This is a genomic window from Olleya sp. 1-3 (assembly GCF_002836085.1).
GTDB lineage: Bacteria > Bacteroidota > Bacteroidia > Flavobacteriales > Flavobacteriaceae > Olleya > Olleya namhaensis.
Genome location: NZ_PJBW01000002.1, coordinates 344,456 through 362,469, shown reverse-complemented (window position 1 = coordinate 362,469; position 18,014 = coordinate 344,456). Strand labels below are relative to the sequence as shown.

15 protein-coding genes are annotated in these 18,014 nt (G+C 32.0%); 7 read left to right on the top strand and 8 right to left on the bottom strand.

Annotated features, from left to right (window positions below; translation table 11 throughout):
* Window positions 1-19: 19 nt before the first annotated feature.
* Window positions 20-271, bottom strand: a complete 252-nt coding sequence (locus tag CXF54_RS03600; RefSeq protein WP_101202476.1) for a DUF4834 family protein — start codon at window positions 269-271, stop codon at window positions 20-22.
* Between the two features lie 119 nt (window positions 272-390).
* Here CXF54_RS03600 and CXF54_RS03595 point away from each other — a divergent pair, with 119 nt between their 5' ends.
* The gene (locus tag CXF54_RS03595; RefSeq protein ID WP_101202475.1) at window positions 391-1,449 is read left to right on the top strand and encodes a transporter; all 1,059 of its coding nucleotides are present in this window, start codon (window positions 391-393) and stop codon (window positions 1,447-1,449) included.
* A 15-nt stretch (window positions 1,450-1,464) separates the two neighbouring features.
* Entirely contained in the window at window positions 1,465-2,586 is a 1,122-nt protein-coding gene (locus CXF54_RS03590; protein ID WP_101202474.1) for a GTP cyclohydrolase, read from the top strand.
* A gap of 57 nt (window positions 2,587-2,643) precedes the next feature.
* On the opposite strand, the gene CXF54_RS03585 is transcribed toward CXF54_RS03590, so the two are convergent.
* From CXF54_RS03585 to CXF54_RS03575, 3 genes are all read right to left on the bottom strand, one after another.
* Window positions 2,644-3,903, bottom strand: coding sequence for an aminotransferase class I/II-fold pyridoxal phosphate-dependent enzyme (locus tag CXF54_RS03585; RefSeq protein WP_090838403.1), 1,260 nt, complete (start codon window positions 3,901-3,903; stop codon window positions 2,644-2,646).
* Window positions 3,904-4,086: 183 nt separating this feature from the next.
* Complete coding sequence (locus CXF54_RS03580; protein ID WP_090838405.1) at window positions 4,087-5,127, bottom strand: PLP-dependent cysteine synthase family protein; 1,041 nt, start codon at window positions 5,125-5,127, stop codon at window positions 4,087-4,089.
* A 73-nt stretch (window positions 5,128-5,200) separates the two neighbouring features.
* Window positions 5,201-7,264, bottom strand: a complete 2,064-nt coding sequence (locus CXF54_RS03575; protein ID WP_101202473.1) for a S9 family peptidase — start codon at window positions 7,262-7,264, stop codon at window positions 5,201-5,203.
* A gap of 139 nt (window positions 7,265-7,403) precedes the next feature.
* On the opposite strand from CXF54_RS03575, the gene CXF54_RS03570 reads away from it, so the two are divergent.
* Window positions 7,404-7,724, top strand: coding sequence for a YbaB/EbfC family nucleoid-associated protein (locus CXF54_RS03570; RefSeq protein WP_101202472.1), 321 nt, complete (start codon window positions 7,404-7,406; stop codon window positions 7,722-7,724).
* Between the two features lie 72 nt (window positions 7,725-7,796).
* On the opposite strand, the gene CXF54_RS03565 is transcribed toward CXF54_RS03570, so the two are convergent.
* Window positions 7,797-10,028 carry an OmpA family protein gene (locus CXF54_RS03565; protein ID WP_101202471.1) on the bottom strand — a complete coding sequence of 744 codons (2,232 nt, stop codon included), beginning with the start codon at window positions 10,026-10,028 and terminating at the stop codon, window positions 7,797-7,799.
* A 212-nt stretch (window positions 10,029-10,240) separates the two neighbouring features.
* Window positions 10,241-11,260, bottom strand: a complete 1,020-nt coding sequence (locus CXF54_RS03560) for a threonine aldolase family protein (RefSeq protein WP_101202470.1) — start codon at window positions 11,258-11,260, stop codon at window positions 10,241-10,243.
* Between the two features lie 101 nt (window positions 11,261-11,361).
* On the opposite strand from CXF54_RS03560, the gene prfB reads away from it, so the two are divergent.
* The 4 genes from prfB to CXF54_RS03540 all read left to right on the top strand — a co-directional run bounded on the left by prfB (window position 11,362) and on the right by CXF54_RS03540 (window position 15,751).
* Window positions 11,362-12,472, top strand: a protein-coding gene (gene prfB, locus CXF54_RS03555) for a peptide chain release factor 2 (protein WP_143067787.1) whose coding sequence is annotated in 2 segments (ribosomal slippage) — window positions 11,362-11,424 and window positions 11,426-12,472 — 1,110 coding nt in all. Because the reading frame shifts where the segments join, the coding sequence is not laid out codon by codon here.
* Window positions 12,473-12,475: 3 nt separating this feature from the next.
* Window positions 12,476-12,817 carry an arsenate reductase (glutaredoxin) gene (gene arsC / locus CXF54_RS03550; RefSeq protein WP_090838419.1) on the top strand — a complete coding sequence of 114 codons (342 nt, stop codon included), beginning with the start codon at window positions 12,476-12,478 and terminating at the stop codon, window positions 12,815-12,817.
* 47 nt (window positions 12,818-12,864) lie between these two features.
* Window positions 12,865-13,245, top strand: a complete 381-nt coding sequence (locus CXF54_RS03545) for an ArsC/Spx/MgsR family protein (protein WP_101202469.1) — start codon at window positions 12,865-12,867, stop codon at window positions 13,243-13,245.
* Between the two features lie 85 nt (window positions 13,246-13,330).
* The gene (locus tag CXF54_RS03540) at window positions 13,331-15,751 is read left to right on the top strand and encodes an outer membrane beta-barrel family protein (RefSeq protein ID WP_101202468.1); all 2,421 of its coding nucleotides are present in this window, start codon (window positions 13,331-13,333) and stop codon (window positions 15,749-15,751) included.
* A 144-nt stretch (window positions 15,752-15,895) separates the two neighbouring features.
* On the opposite strand, the gene CXF54_RS15775 is transcribed toward CXF54_RS03540, so the two are convergent.
* Together CXF54_RS15775 and CXF54_RS03535 are read right to left on the bottom strand one after the other, a co-directional pair.
* Complete coding sequence (locus tag CXF54_RS15775) at window positions 15,896-16,069, bottom strand: hypothetical protein (RefSeq protein ID WP_177183510.1); 174 nt, start codon at window positions 16,067-16,069, stop codon at window positions 15,896-15,898.
* 107 nt (window positions 16,070-16,176) lie between these two features.
* Window positions 16,177-17,793, bottom strand: coding sequence for a sensor histidine kinase (locus CXF54_RS03535; RefSeq protein ID WP_101202467.1), 1,617 nt, complete (start codon window positions 17,791-17,793; stop codon window positions 16,177-16,179).
* Window positions 17,794-18,014 lie beyond the last annotated feature (221 nt).

The following is an 18,014-nucleotide window of genomic DNA, read 5'->3' as shown; positions in this document are numbered from 1 at the left end:
AAAAGTATGAGGTTGAAAATTACTCAATTTCTTCGTAATCTACATACTCCCCTACATTTTTATTTGAAGATTTATTATTAGGCATTTTATCTATAGATATTTCTCCTTCTTTTGTAGTTGGTTCTGCTCTTTGTTGGTTAAAACCGCCATTAAAACGTTGACCCGCTTTTTTGGCTGCGTATTTAAAAAGCGCAGGTGCAAACAGACGAGATAAGATTTTTAATCCGTAATAAATTAATGCAATAATAAGGATGGTTCTTAATAAACCCATGTTGTAACTTTTGTTAAATTATCAATACTTTAACAAAAATACAATTCTTCAGTTTTAAATTAAGTTTTAAATACTTAAAAAAAATATAAAATCTTATATTTGACTTTAAACAATAATATATGCTTAACCCAAAATTAATATTGCAGTATATTCTGCTATTAGCAAGTATCACTGCTACTGCCCAATATACAGATGTCATAAATTCTAACAGACCTGGAGTATCTAGAAGTGCTTTTGCTGTAGGAAAAAATGTAGCCCAACTGGAAGTTGGTCCTTATATAGTTAAAGAAGAACATACGCCACTAAAAAATGAAGTTTCAGGGTTTGGAATTGACTTTGCGGCACGTTATGGTTTGGTTTGGGAGCAATTAGAATTAAATATTGAAGGAAGTTACCAAAATGACACCTTTACGGATAACCGCTCTTCTGCATTTCCTGTAGAATCAGACCGTGCTAATTTTAGATATTTGACAGTAGGTGCTAAATATTTGGTTTACGATCCTTATAAAAAAAGAGGTGAAGAAAAACCGAATTTATATAGCTACCATGCAAACAAGAAATTTAAATGGAGTAATTTAATACCAGCAGTTGCCGTATATGTGGGAGTTAACTATGATGCTGACAATAACAGTTATGTCCCTTATAGCAACCCGTTTACAAGTCCTAATTACGAAGGTGGTTTTACACCTAAAGTAATGATTGCTACTCAAAACAACTTTAGCAGTGGATGGGTATTAGTAACCAATTTTTCTAAAGACAGAATTGGATCAGATTTTTCTGATTTTGAATATATAGTAACATTAACTAAAGCTATTAATCAACAATGGGTGTTATTTGGAGAAACGCAAGGGATTAAAAGTGACTACTACGCAGATAACTTATTTAGATTTGGTGGTGCCTATTTATGGAATAAAGATTTCCAATTAGATACAGCAGTGACTTTTAATACTAAAGACACACCTTCTGTATTTGGTGTAAACTTTGGTGCCTCTTACCGTTTAGATTTTCATAAAGATCCTGAAGCAGACAAAGACAACGGGACTGATGCTTTAGAAGAATACGAAAGAAGAGCAAATAAGAAAAAGAAGAAGAAAAAAGATGGAGACCCTGATACTCCAGAAGATTCAGGAAAACGAAAAAAAGAAACTCAAGAAATTGATTTCGATGACGAAAATTAACCCTTTCTTTTTTATATGATTACAACCAAAAAAGTAGTTTCAAAAGCAGATTACAAAGCATTTGTTAAATTTCCATTTGATATATATAAAGATTCCAAGTATTGGGTTCCTCCTATTATTAGCCAAGAATTAGCTACGTTTGATGCTAAAAAAAATCCAATCTTTAATGATGCTGAAGCCACATTGTTTTTAGCTTATAAAGACAATAAAATTGTAGGGCGTATAGCTGCCATAATAAACTGGCTGGAAGTAAAAGATCAAAACATCAAAAAAATGCGTTTTGGTTGGTTTGACTTTATTGATGACCAAGACGTCAGTAAAGCACTATTAGAAGAGGTTTACAACATAGGAAAAGCAAACAGCTTAGTTTACACAGAAGGTCCTGTAGGATTTTCTAATTTAGACAAAGTTGGTGTTATTACGGAAGGTTTTGATACTGTTGGAAACATGATAACGTGGTATAATCACCCCTATTATGTTAACCATTATAAAGCACATGGCTTTTCTGTTGAAAAAAAATACTCTGAAAATCGCTTTCCTTTTGAAAACGTAAAACCAGAATTTTTCTATAAAGCACAAGAATTAATCAAGCGTCGCTATCAGTTAACTGCTTTAGATTTGAAAAAAACATCTGAAGTTATGCCATACGTAGATCAGATGTTTGATTTATTTAATGATAGCTATGCATCTTTGTCATCCTTTGTGGCTATTACAGACATTCAAAAGGAATATTTTAAAAAGAAATTTATCAGTTTTATAAATCCAGAGTACATCAAGTTTGTACTAGATAAAGATAAAAAACTAGTTGCTTTTGCGGTCGTAATGCCAAGATTTGCAAGTGCATTAAAACAGATGAATGGTAAACTTTTTCCTTTAGGGTTTTTGAAGTTACTAAAAGCTAAAAAAGAAAGTAAAGATGTTATGTTTTACTTAATTGGTGTACATCCTGATTATCAAAATAAGGGTGTCCATGCTGTTATTTTTAATGAATACTATAACACATTTACTGAAAAAGGTATACAAACCTGTTACAGAACACCAGAACTAGAAGACAATGAAGCTATACATAAAATATGGAAGCATTTTGATCCAGAAGTATATATTAGACGTTGTACCTTCAAAAAGGAACTACACTAAAACAAAAAATCCGATTCTTACGAATCGGATTTTTTTATATATTATATTTATTACTTCTTATTCTCCCATTGCTTTTATTAAAGCAGCAGACATACGTTTGTAAGTTCCGTTTTCTAGACGTTCTCTAATCGCATCAAAAGCATCTAAAGTAACTGTTACATCTTCTAATGTATGCGTTGCAGTAGGAATCATTCTTAATAAAATTAATCCTTTTGGTATTACTGGATACACTACAATAGAACAGAATATTCCGTAATTTTCTCTTAAGTCTCTAACTAAAGCCATCGCTTCAGGAATACTTCCGTTTAAATATACTGGAGTTACACAACTTTGTGTTGTTCCGATATCAAAACCACGTGATTTAAGACCTGACTGTAATGCATCTACAATTTTCCATAAGTTTTGTTTTAACTCAGGCATTGTACGTAACATATCTAAACGTTTTAATGCTCCAACAACCAATTGCATTTGCAATGACTTAGCAAACATTTGAGAACGTAAGTTATATTTTAAATAATCAATAATTTCTTGATCAGCAGCAATAAAAGCACCTGTACTTGCTAAAGACTTTGCAAACGTTGCAAAATAAACGTCAATATCATCTTGTACACCTTGCTCTTCACCAGCTCCTGCTCCAGTCTTACCTAAAGTACCAAAACCATGTGCATCATCAACAAAAAGTCTAAAGTTAAACTTCTCTTTTAAAGCAACAATTTCTTTTAAACGACCTTGCTCTCCCCTCATACCAAAAACACCTTCAGAAATCACTAAGATCCCTCCTCCAGTTGTCTCTGCCATTTTAGTAGCACGTTCTAAGTTTTTTTCCAAACTTTCCATGTCGTTGTGCTTGTACGTAAAACGTTTACCGTGATGTAATCTTACACCATCAATAATACATGCGTGTGCATCAACATCATAAACAATAATATCATCTTTACTAACTAGAGCATCTACAGTAGATACCATACCTTGGTAACCAAAGTTTAATAAATATGCTGCTTCTTTCTGTACAAAAGTTGCTAGTTCGTTTTGTAACTGCTCATGTAATTCTGTATGACCCGACATCATTCTTGCTCCCATTGGGTAAGCTGATCCGTACTGTGCTGCAGCTTCTGCATCCACTTTACGAACTTCAGGATGATTTGCTAATCCTAAATAATCATTGATACTCCAAGTGATAACTTCCTTTCCTTGAAATTTCATACGATTAGAAATTTCTCCTTCTAATTTAGGAAACACAAAATAACCTTCTGCTTGCGCAGCCCATTTACCTAGTGGTCCTTTGTCCTTGTATATTTTTTCAAATAAATCTTTCATTGTAAAACGCGATTTTTAAGCTATTATTTGCGAAATAATTGGCTTAAGCTATTATAATTTAGTTAGATAATACAAAATTAGGCATTTTTATTATACGTGCATAATAAATAGCCTAACTGTTATTAACAAAAAAGTTAACTCTAATTATATTAAAGTTAACTTTTTATATGTTTATTGTAATAATTACTTTACATATTGAATACTTTGAGCAGCAGCTTCATTTTTACTATCAAAAAAGCCTTGTTCACTCATCCATTTATCACTGTATATTTTACTCATATAACGTGATCCATGGTCAGGAAAAATAACAACAATGTTGTCTGTCTCCTTGAATTCATTTAATTCGTTTAACTGCTTTAAAGCTTGCATCGCAGCTCCAGAAGTGTATCCTACAAACAAACCTTCTGTTTGAGCCAATTCTCTTGCTGTGTGTGCGCTTTCTTCATCAGATACTTTGATAAACTTATCAATACTATCAAAATCTGTAGCTGTTGGAATTAAGTTTTTACCTAAACCTTCAATTCTGTATGGATAAATCTCTTTATCGTCAAACTCTCTAGTTTCGTGGTATTTTTTTAGTACAGAACCAAATGCATCTACACCAATAATCTTGATGTTTGGATTTTGCTCTTTTAAATATTTAGCTGTACCAGAAATAGTTCCTCCTGTACCGCTACATGCTACTAAATGTGTTATCTCCCCACCTGTTTGGTTCCAAATTTCTGGACCAGTAGACTGGTAATGTGCATCTATATTTAACTGATTAAAATACTGGTTAATGTAAACAGAACCTTTAATCTCGTCGTGCAAACGTTTTGCAACTTGATAATAACTTCTAGGATCATCCGCACTTACGTTTGCTGGGCAAACATACACCTTAGCTCCCATGTTTTTTAACATGTCTATTTTATCTGCAGAAGATTTAGAACTTACAGCTAATATACAGTCGTATCCTTTAATTACGCTAACCATAGCAATACTAAATCCTGTATTACCAGAAGTCGTTTCTATAATTGTATCGCCAGGTTTAAGGATACCCTGCTTTTCTGCTTGCTCAATAATATATAGTGCAATTCTATCTTTAGAAGAATGACCAGGATTAAAAGCCTCTACCTTTGCTAGGTAATTTCCTTTAAATTCTGATGTAATTTTTTTTAGTTTTATCATTGGCGTATCACCAATTAAATCTAATACGCTATCAAAAACTTGTTTCTTTTGTTTCATAAATGCTATTTAAAAGCTACTTATTTTTTTGATTTTAAAAATCAAACCGTGCAAAAATAAGCATTTTTTTTCATTATTTATTTATTCCTTCTAAATCAAATATAAAAGCATACTCTAAAGCCACCTCTTTTAAAGCTTCAAAACGACCAGAAGCACCACCGTGACCGGCTTCCATGTCTGTTTTTAGCAATAATAAATTAGCGTCTGTTTTTAACTCTCTTAATTTTGCAACCCATTTTGCAGGCTCCCAATATTGTACTTGCGAGTCATGTAAACCTGTTGTTACTAATAAATTTGGATATGCTTTAGCTTCTATATTATCATAAGGTGAATATGATTTCATATAATCATAATAAGGTTTATCATTTGGATTTCCCCACTCATCATACTCTCCTGTTGTTAACGGAATAGAATCATCTAACATTGTAGTTACAACATCTACAAATGGTACTGCAGCAATAACTCCGTTGTATAATTCTGGATTCATATTAATTATAGCTCCCATTAACAGTCCTCCTGCACTACCCCCCATGGCATATAGATGTTGCTTAGACGTATAGTTGTGTTCTATTAAATGTTTTGAGCAATCAATAAAATCTGTAAAAGTATTTTTCTTGGTTAACAACTTACCGTTTTCATACCAAGGTCTACCTAAATATTCACTTCCTCTAATATGTGCAATAACATATATAAAACCTCTATCAAGTAAGCTTAATCTAATTGTAGAAAAATAGGGATCTATTGTAGAGCCATAAGAGCCATAAGCATATTGTAATACGGGGTTATTACCGTTAAGCTCTGTGTCTTTTCTATATACTACAGACATTGGGATTTTCTCCCCATCTCTAGCTGTTGCCCAAATACGTTCTGAGGTATAATTGTCTTTATCAAAGTTCTGATCAAGTACTTGTTGTTCTTTTTTAACTGTTTTAATCCTTGTAATAAAATTATAGTCTATAACAGAACTCGGCGTTGTTAAAGAATTATAACCATAACGTAAAAATTCGCTATCAAAATCAGGATTATTACCAATTAATGCGGTGTACGTTTCATTTTCAAAATCTAAATAGTAATCTTCCTTACCATTCCAACTAATAATACGTAGTTGATTTAATCCATTCTCTCTTTCGTTAACTACTAAATAGTCTTTAAAAATTTCGATATCTTCTAATAAGACATCAGATCTATGCGGTAAAACGTCGACCCAATTATCACTACTAGTATCCAATTCGCTAGTTTTTTGAAGCTTAAAATTTGTTGCACCATCTTTGTTTGTAATAACATAAAAATTATCTTCAAAATGCGCAATAGAATACTCTAAATCACGCGTACGTGCATTAAAAATTCTAAAATCACCATCTGGATTATCTGCTTCTAAAATGCTATATTCTGTAGTTAATGTACTAGAGCTTCCAATAACTAAATACTTTTTAGATTTTGTTTTATAAACGTATGTATTAAAGGTCTCATCCTCTTCGTTAAAAATTAAAACATCTTGTAAGGATTCAGTTCCTAGTTTATGTTTAAAAATTTTGTCAGATCGCAATGTAACTTCATCTTTTTGACTGTAAAACAAAGTCTTATTATCATTAGCCCATGTTGCACCTCCAGATGTGTTTTCTATTTTATCTGTATATATTTCACCTGTAATAAGATTCTTTACATAAATGGTATACTGTCTTCTACTTACGGTATCTACAGCATAAGCTGCTAATGTATTATCTGTACTGATAGAAATACCACCCAACTTAAAGTAACTAAATCCTTCCGCCATTGTATTACAGTCAAACATGACTTCTTCATCCGCCTCTAAACTATCTTTTTTTCTAGTATAAATTGGATAATCTTTTCCTTCTTCAAATCTAGTAATATACCAATACCCATTTTGTTTATATGGCACACTTTGGTCGTCTTCTTTTATTCTAGCCTTCATTTCGTCAAAAAGAGACTTTCGAAATGGCTCTGTATGTTTTAAAACAGAATCTGTATAACTATTTTCTGCATTTAAGTAATCTATTACTTCTTGATCTTCTCTTTGATTTAGCCAATAATAATTATCTATTCTAGTGTCATCATGTATGGTTAATTCCTTTTTTACTTTTTTTGCAACAGGAGGTACTATATTACTTTTAGTCATACTTTTTTCTATTTAATGGGATACTACAAATGTAAAACTTAATATAATTAGCAAAAACAGTTTTTTCATATTTAATTAAAATGAATTTATAAACAATCATTTTAATAAATTTGCACTATTAATTTTAAAACTATTAGACATGTTTGGAGACCTTAAAGGTATGATGGGTAAATTAAAAGAAACCCAACAAAAAGTAGAAAGCACTAAAAAAAGATTGGATACTGTTTTAATAGATCAAAACAGTACTGATAATTTATTACAGGTAACAATAACTGCTAACCGTCAAATTAAATCTATTACTATCAGTGATGATTTATTAAATGATAAAGAACAGCTAGAAGATTATCTGATTTTAACACTTAACAAGGCTATTGCAAAAGCAACTGAGATTAATGATACTGAGATTGCTGCTGTTACTAAAGAAGGAATGCCTAACATTCCTGGAATGGATTTGTTTTAAGAAACAAAACCTTATTAAAAGAAAAAAGGAAGCCAAATTGGCTTCCTTTTTTTATATAAAAGTATATACTAATTAGTTAGCATTGATAACTCTAAATTGAGTACGTCTGTTTGCTAAGTGCTCTCTTTCTGTACAAGAAACACCATCAGAACATCTGTTTGCTAATCTAGCTTCACCATATCCATTAGATACAATTCTTGAAGAATTGATTCCTTTTGTGATTAAGTAGTTAGTTACAGCTTGAGCTCTTCTTTCAGATAAAGATCTGTTAGATTCTTTAGAACCTCTTGAATCAGTATGAGAAGCAATCTCTACAGATACTCCGTTAGCTAATACAGGTAATAATTTAGCATCGATTTCAGCTTTAGCAGCTGCAGTTAAAGAAGCAGAACCTAAATTCCAGTTTATGTTTAAGTCGTTATATTCAACGATTTTACAATCAACCTCAGTCCAAGTCGTTAATCCACCTTTTTTCTGTAATACTTCTTTCGTTACTGTTTTGTTAACAGCAGGAACAGTAGTTTCTTCTACTCTAGCATCACTAGCTAAAACTGTACGCTTTAAAGTTGCAGTTTTTTGAGCAACTTCAATAACTCTAGTTGTAGGAGGTGTAGTCATAACAGTACGCTTCATTGTAGTACTTACTGCAGGAATTGCAACAACTCTAGTAGACTCAGGAGTAATGTTAGTTTTTCTGATTGTTGTAGACTTAGAAGGTACATCAATAGCTCTCGTTGTAGGAGGTGTTGCCATTACAGTACGTTTCATAGTTTTAGTTACAGCAGGAATCTCAGATACTCTAGTAGTAGCTGGCTCTAATACAACTGTACGTGTCATAGTTTTTGTAACAGCAGGAATTGCAATAACTCTTGTTGTTGGAGGTGTAACCATTACAGATCTAGTAACTTCTTTAGTTACAGCAGGTACATCTACAACTCTTGTTGTTGGAGGTGTAACCATAACTCTTCTTGTTACATCTTTAGTTACAGCAGGAATATCAATTACTCTAGTTGTAGCTGGAGATACTAATACTGTTTTCTTGATTGTTTTTTCAACAGCAGGAATTTCAATAACTCTAGATGTTGGAGGTGTAGTCATTACTGTTTTCTTAACTGTTTTAGTAACAGCAGGAATATCAATTACTCTAGTTGTTGCTGGAGTTTGAACTACACGTCTTGTGTAAGTACCCATACCACAATCAGAAGCATTGTTTGTTCCTTGATCACATCCTGGCTTAGTCATTACTTGCGCATCAGAAGCTAATTCAGTTGTGTTAATTGTAATGTTTTGAGATGGTACATTTTTGTAACACCAGTATCTACAATCGTTAGGATCACTTGAAGCACAATCAGCAGCAGGTGTATCACTCATACCCCATTTAGCTGTAGCTGGCTTAACTTCGATAGTTTGGTAACCTGAAGTAAATTTAGCAGGTACTACAGATAAAGTAGAACCAAATTCTTGTTTCTTATAAGATAACGTTTCAGTTCCCCATTTTGCAGGAATAACCTCTAAACGTTGAGCAGCTTCTTTAACAACTACTTCTACAGTTTCAGTACCATATTGAGCAGGAACTAAATCTAATCTAGAAGAAGCAGGTTGTACTACTACAGTTACATTTTCAGTTGTCCATTTTGCAGGAACAACTTCTAAACGTTGACCAGCAGCTTGTACTACTACTGTCTCAGTTCTAGTTTCATATTGTGCAGGTACAGTTTGTAACTTAGTATAAGCAGCTTGTACTAATACAGTCTCTGTTCTGTTTTCATATTTTGCAGGTACCAACTCTAAACGTTGACCAGCTTCTTGTACTACAACCTCAAAACTTTCAGACCCTAATTTTGCAGGAACTACTGATAAAGTTTGACCAGCTTCAGCTGTAACAACTTCAAAAGTTTCGTTTGCATACTTAGCAGGTACTACTGCTAATTCTTGGTAAGAAGGTTGGATTGTCATTTCTTCAGTAGTTGTATCCGTAGATCCAGCTACTTTTTCTAATCTCTGTGACGCTCCTTGAGTAACAACTTCAAAAGTTTGTGTCTCATACTGTGCAGGTACAACAGATAATTCTTGTCCAGCAGATTGAGTTACAACTTCTTCGTTTTCTGTTCTGTACTGTGCAGGAACCACGCTTAATTTCTTGTAAGCTGGTGCAACCTGAACTGTAATGTCTTGGTTAACCCATACATCAGGAGTTACACAACGTACGTAACATTTCCCTGGCTCAGGATTTGTAGGTAAATCTTGTGCAAAAACTGCTGAGCAGACTACAAAAGATAAAATTGTTAGTAATACTTTTTTCATTTTTGTTAATTTAAATTGTTATTTATTAAAATATATAGCCGAACTAATAACGACTGTTCACTAATTTGATGCAAAAAAAACACATATCTGACTATTCTCGGTATTTATTCTTAAAATTGAGTTAACATTTCGATAAAGTGTGTTAAATTTCCGTTTAAAAACACTTGTTTTTACACTTTTAGATTCAGCATAACAACTCTAGTAAAAAAAAATTACAAATTATTGATAATCTCTAATACCCTATCGTGCTGATTATCAAAATAATCCAAATGCGTTACTACCCTTAATTTGTTACTTCCCATTCCAATTAACTTAATATTTTTCGCAGAAAACAGCTCTATAAATTGGTTTTCTGAGTATTTTTCATTAAGCTCAAATATGACAATATTTGTTTCAACAGGTTCTACCTTTTTAACAAAAGAAGACTTTAATAATGCGTCCCCTAATTCCCTAGCTTTTTTATGGTCTTCTGACAGTCTTTCAATATTATTATCCAAAGCGTATAATCCCGCAGCAGCTAGAAAACCACCTTGTCGCATACCTCCACCTAAAATTTTTCTAATTCGGAGTGCCTTTTTCATAATTTGCTCATCTCCTACTAAAACGGATCCTATTGGACATCCTAAACCTTTACTTAAACAGACAGATATCGTATCAAACGCATCTCCGTATTGTTGTGTCGTTTCTTTTTTTTCTACTAATGCATTCCAAAGTCGTGCACCATCTAAATGAAATCCTAAGTTATGATCTTGACAAACTTGTTTTACTTTTAAAACTTCTTGAAAATCCCAACAAGCACCTCCTCCTTTATTTGTCGTATTTTCAATTTCCACCAACGTTGTTAATGGACTATGGTAAAATTCTGGAGGATTTATAGCCTCAATTACCTGCTGCGCTGTAAACATCCCTCTGCTCCCATCAAGTAAATTACATGATATACCACTATTAAAAGAGGCACCTCCACCTTCGTAATTATATATATGGGCATATTTATCACATATTACTTGATCTCCTGGATTAGTATGTAATTTAAGTGCAGTTTGATTAGCCATTGTCCCTGTTGGAAAAAACATGGCATGAGACTTACCAAACATGTCTGCAACTTTTGACTCTAATGCATTTATAGTTTCGTCTTCTTTATAAACATCATCACCAACATTGGCGTGCATCATGGCATCCAACATTCCTGGACTTGGTTTAGTAACCGTGTCACTTCTTAAATCTATAATCATCTTAATTCTTATTTTTCAGCATAAATCTATTAAAAATAGTTGGCAAATATTTTTAAATATGAGTATTAATTCTATTTTTGTTAGATACGCAAACCTAATATATGATCACTTCAGAAAACATTAAAGATCTTAATACACGCCTTAATTTGTTAAGGCAATATCTTTGACATTGATGCTAAGCTAATTGCACTTCAAAACGAAGAAGAACAAACCTTTGATCCTAGCTTTTGGAATGATTCAAAAAGCGCTGAGCTAGTAATGAAATCCATTAGAGAAAAGAAAAAATGGATCAATGACTACAACCAATCCAAAATACTTGTTGAAGATTTAGAAGTTATATACGAATTCTATAAAGAAGATGAAGCCACTTTATCTGACGTAGAAAACAGATATAATAAAGCCTTGTCCTTAATTGAGGATCTTGAGTTTAGAAATATGCTGTCAGAACCTGGAGACAATTTAAGTGCCGTATTACAAATTACAGCTGGTGCTGGTGGTACAGAAAGTTGTGATTGGGCAAACATGTTGATGCGCATGTATTTAATGTATGCCGAAAAAAATGGATTTAAGGTCAAAGAACTTAACTTTCAAGAAGGTGATGTTACCGGTATCAAAACCGTTACTTTAGAAATTGAAGGCGAATTTGCTTTTGGTTGGCTAAAAGGTGAAAATGGCGTCCATAGATTGGTGCGTATCTCTCCTTTTGATAGTAATGCAAAAAGACACACTAGTTTTGCCTCCGTATATGTATATCCTTTAGTAGATGATACTATTGAGATTGAAATAAACCCAGCTGATATAGAAATTACTACTGCCCGATCAAGTGGTGCCGGTGGACAAAATGTAAATAAAGTTGAAACTAAAGTACAATTAACACACAAGCCTTCTGGTATACAAATATCATGTTCTGAAACACGATCACAACACGATAACAGATCTCGAGCTATGCAAATGTTAAAGTCTCAATTGTACGAAATTGAGTTGCAAAAACAATTAGCACAACGTGATGATATTGAAGCCGGAAAAATGAAAATTGAATGGGGTAGTCAAATTAGAAACTATGTATTACACCCTTACAAATTAATTAAAGATGTAAGAAGTAGCCATGAAACAGGAAATGTTGATGCTGTTTTAGATGGTAATATAGAACCCTTTTTAAAAGCCTATTTAATGATGATGGGGCAGCAAGAAACAGATAACCAAAACCTATAAAAAATGATTAAAATATACCATAATCCTAGATGCAGCAAATCTAGACAAGGGTTACAGTTATTAGAAGACTCTAACCAAGAGTTTGAAATTATTAAATATCTAGACCATCCATTATCAAAAGCTCAATTATTAGAAATAATCAAGCTTTTAGATATTACGCCAATGGAATTGGTAAGAAAAAATGAAGCCATTTGGAAAGAAAACTACAAAACAAAAACACTTACGGATAATCAAATAATTGATGCGTTAGTAGCATATCCAAAGCTAATAGAAAGACCTATTGTTGTTAATAATAACAAAGCAGTAATAGGCAGACCAACAGAGCTAATTCAAACAATATTGTAATATCAGTTCTTAGCAATTAATAGCAACTAAAATTTTCCCTTAAACTAATGATAGTTATATATCACAATCCTGAGTCTACAGGCTCAAACGCTTGCCTTGAAATACTGGAGACACATAAAAACGATAGTCAAGTCATAAAATATCAAGACAAACCGTTAGATAAAATCAAGTTTACCAAAATAATAAAACTTTTAAATATAAAACCTGAAGAATTAATTAGAAAAGAAAGTAAAACGTGGATAGATAACTTCAAACCTCTTGTAGATGAGGGACATAAGTTTAATGACGACAGCTTAATAGATATCATGATCGAGTATCAAGATATTATAGAACGTCCAATAATTATAAACGGTGAAAAAGCTGTTATCGGAGATCCTCCAAAACGCATATTTAATATCGTACAGCAAGAAAATGCGCCTTTAAAATAAGGTGCATTTTTTATTTAACAAACCTTTAACCAATCCCCTTTAAACCTATCGGTATTTTTGAGGTCATACTAAGAAACCAAAACTTATGACAAAAAATATTATTACCGTTTGCTTGCTCTTTTTAGCATTAAATACAGCATTTGCACAAAGTGGAGCTGATGACAAGGTAACTATTACAGGAAAAATTTTAGAAAAGGATACAAATGCACCTTTAGAATACGCAACAGTTGTATTTAAAAATGCTAAAAGCCCATCTGATGTTTCAGGAGGTATTACAGATGGAACGGGTAATTACTCAATTGAAGTAAACAAAGGCACTTATGATATTAGTTTTGAGTATATCGGTTTTAAAACCGAAACAATTCCTAACAAAACAATTACTGCTGACCAGAATTTAAAAACGCAGTATTTATTTATGGATGCGGAAGCATTAGATGAAGTTGAAATTGTTGCTGAAAAAACGACAGTACAAATTAGATTAGATAAAAAAATATATAACGTTGGTAAGGATTTAACCGTGCGTGGCGGAACCGTAAGTGATGTTTTGGATAACGTCCCTTCTGTTTCGGTGGATGTAGAAGGTAATGTCGCTTTACGCGGAAATGATAACGTGCGCATCTTGATTAACGGAAAACCATCAGGTTTAGTTGGTTTAAATTCGACTGACGCTTTAAGACAATTACCAGCCGAATCTATAGAACGTGTCGAAGTAATTACATCGCCATCCGCAAGATATGAGTCGGAAGGAACTGCAGGAATATTAAACATCATTCTTAAACGTAGTAAATTAGAAGGTTTAAATGGCGCAATAACAACTAATGTTGGTTACAATCCTTCTGCAGGAATTAATGGTAACATTAATTACAGAACTGGAGACATCAATATATTTAATACTACAGGTTATAGCTACAGAGAAGCACCTGGTAACTCCTCTTCTTCTACTCAATACGTATCTACAGGAAACTTTTTAGATGAAACTAATGAATTTGATAGAATTAGAAAAGGACTTACTACTAATTTTGGTGTAGAATGGTATGTCAATGATTCTGCATCTTTAACTGCTTCTTTCTTGTATAGAAATAGTGATGACGAAAACAACACGACTAACTTATTACAACAATTTGATTCTGATAAAAACTTACTATCTACAACGGTACGTTTAGACCCAGAATTTGAAGAGGACAAAACAATGCAGTACGCATTAAACTTTCAGAAAAATTTCAAAGAAAGTGGTCATGTTTTTACTTTTGACTTTCAATATGAAAAAAGTTCAGAAGACGAAAACTCTTTAGTAAAAGTAGATAATATAACCTCAGAACGTGTTGCTACTTTAGAAGATCAAACACAGATCTTATTACAATCGGACTATGTACTTCCTATTGGAGAAAATAGTCAATTTGAAGCAGGTTACAGAGGTAATTTTAATACAACGACAACAGATTTTCAAGTAGAATTTTTAGATACTGATACTAATCAATTTGCATTAAGTACAGATTTATCAAATGTTTTAAATTTTAGAGAATATTTAAATGCAGTTTACACTCAGTTTGGAAGTAAAATTGGTGACTTTTCATTTTTACTAGGCTTACGTTTAGAAAACACGCAGTTAACTATTGACCAACCAACTACAGGCGATTTCAGTAAAAGAGATTTTACAGGATTATTCCCAACAGTAAATTTAAGTTACGAAATAACAGACAGAGAAAATATTACATTGGGATATGCACGACGTTTACGTCGTCCTAGAGGATTCTTTTTAAACCCATTCCCATCAAGATCTAGTGTTACTAATTATTTCCAAGGTAACCCTAACTTAAACCCTAGTTATTCAGGACAATTTGATTTAGGATATTTAAAACGTTTTGGTAAATTCACATTTAATTCATCCTTATACTATTCTCATGCTACAGACGCTTTTAACTATGTAAGTTTTGATACAGGAGAAACGGCTATTGTAAATGGAGAAGAATTACCAATCATACAACGTACACCAATAAACTTAGCAACAGAAGACAGATATGGATTTGAATTCACTTTAACTTACAGTCCTTCTAAAAAATGGAGAGTAAACGGAAACTTTAACTTTTTTCAAAACGACACTAAAGGAGATACTCCAAATGGTTTATCCTTAGACAACACAAATACAAGCTGGTTTGCTAGAGTAAGTAATAAATACACATTGCCTGGAGAAATTGATTGGCAAACTAATCTAAATTATAGAGGTCCAAGTGAGGATGCTCAAAATAAATCAGAAGGTATCTTTACAACTACTATGGCATTGAGTAAAGATTTATTTGGAGACAGAGCGTCAATTGCATTTAATGTAAACGATTTATTTAACAGTAGAAAAAGACAGCAGACTACTACTACTCCTACTTATGATGCTTATAGCGAGTTTCAGTGGAGAGAACGTAGCTTTAATTTAGCCTTTACATATAGATTCAATCAGAAAAAGAAACGTCCAGAACGTGGTGGTTACGGAGATGGTGATGATTTTGAAGGTTAATAGGTAAAATACAATTAATAAAAAAGGAGCAAGTAATTAATTACTTGCTCCTTTTTTTATGCTCAACATTAACTAGCAAAATATTATTCACAAAAAAAGAGAAACCCTTTCGAATTTCCCTTTTTTAATATACTATTTAAAAGCTTATGCGCTATGATTAGCTTTTTTCTCTTCTTTAATTTCGTTTAAACGCTCAATTACACTTCCTCCAATCCAGTAAGGAATAACAAAAGTGATTAAAAATATCATCAACCAAAACCCTATGGTTAAGATAGTTAAAAATGCTAAAAAGCCTAAATATTGGTCAAATTCGAACATAATGCGTTTAATTTCTTGTTTATTGTTATGGCAAAGATAAAGTAAAGTTGTTTTTTATCCAATACAAAGTTAAAATTTATTAACAGACTTGTTAATAATTTTCCGACCTACGCCTTGAAACTTTTTTCTAATGGTTTAAAATAGATAATAAAAGTGCTATCCGGCGACTTATTGTACTCCAATCGCCCTCCTAATTGCTCCGTTAAAATTGTAATTAATTGCATTCCTAAAGTTTTTGCACTTTTAAAATCAAAATTATCGGCTAATCCTTTACCGTAATCTTTATATATCAATTTATAGAATGACTCTTCTTTAATAATTTCAATTCGTAATTTATTATTACGTCCTTCTCTAAAAGTATGCTTAAAAGAATTTGTAACCAATTCGTTAATTATTAATCCTAAATCCGAAGAGGTGTCACCATCAAAGTACAACTCTTGAATTATAACAATTTCTTTTTGTAACTCTAATGCTTTATACTTTACAGTATCCTCAACATACATCAATAATTGCTCTATATACTCCTTTGTATTTACTTCCTTTAAAGTCGCATTTGCATAAAGTTTTTCATGTACAAGAGACATTGATTGTATTCGGTTTTGACTATCTCTTAAAGCTTTTTTAATATTTTCATCTTCATACTCATCCTCTTGCATTAATAAAATACCAGACACCATTTGCATGTTGTTTTTTATCCTGTGGTGAATCTCTTTTATCAAGGTCTGAATTTTAAGCAAGTTACCCTCCAACGCTTTATTTTTATCAAGAACTAAATCGTTAGCATCATGTAAACTATTATTTAAGGCTCTGTTTTTAAGAAACTGATATAATGATAACAACACTAAAAGAGAAATTAAAGCATACCAAGCATAAGCTATATTTGTGCTACTCTTATTTACTAAAGGCTTAACCTTGTAAGCACTACCAATTCTTAATTTTAAACCAAACAACTGTATACTGGAATAGATATAATCACTATCCTTAACATCAAAGTTTTTATAATATTCTACATCTTTAGTAGCATTAAATATTTCAGTGTTATTATGGACTGCTTCTCGAGTTAAATCTATCGAATCATTAACAATAAATTTGTGTACATAAGTTTCTGCATCATTATTTTCATAAAAATAATCCAACAAATACTTCACATTTATAACGGGAGCAACATATCCTAAAATTTCGTTTTTATTATTTCTTGCCGAAAAATCAAACGGAAAACCAGCCCATCCTTCTCTCAAATTTATAGGTGGAAACAATTCGATATCCTCAGACTGCATTAAACGATCTAATGCGGCTATCTTTTTCTTAGAAATAAATGATTTTGTAGAAACACCTTTTAATTTTTTAGGATCAATTTGATTAGGAGTTATTACATATTTAAAAGCATGGTCAATCCCTACATGGCTTATTAAAATCGAATCCTTAAAATTGATATCTTTTAATAAATCGTTAAGATACTTTTGGAGCTGGTATTCATCAGGGAATGTAGCTTCATTTTTAGTATAACTTTTAATAGAAGACACTATCGTTGCATACACTTGCAAGCCTGCTTTTGCACTATTTATAGCATTTGCATGCTCCTCTTTAAGTTTCTGTTCTATTTTTTGCTGTTCTAAAGCATTATTATTATCCAATAGGTTGTGTAATAAAAATACACCTACAAATAAAACTATAAAAACAAGCAAATAATATTTTACATTCTTAATTATCTTATTAAAAATCATGCACTAGGTTAAGTTGCTAATAAAAGATAAAGGTATGTATTTATTCTCAAAGAAATAAGGGTATTTAACACATCTTAAATTATTTCTAATCAATTTTTTACTATTAAAAATTTTACAAAAACACTAACATCAAATACAGTACATTATTTTTTAATTTTATTATCCAAATCTGACAATCTAAAACCTCAAAATTTTGTAATTTTACTGCTATAATTTAATTA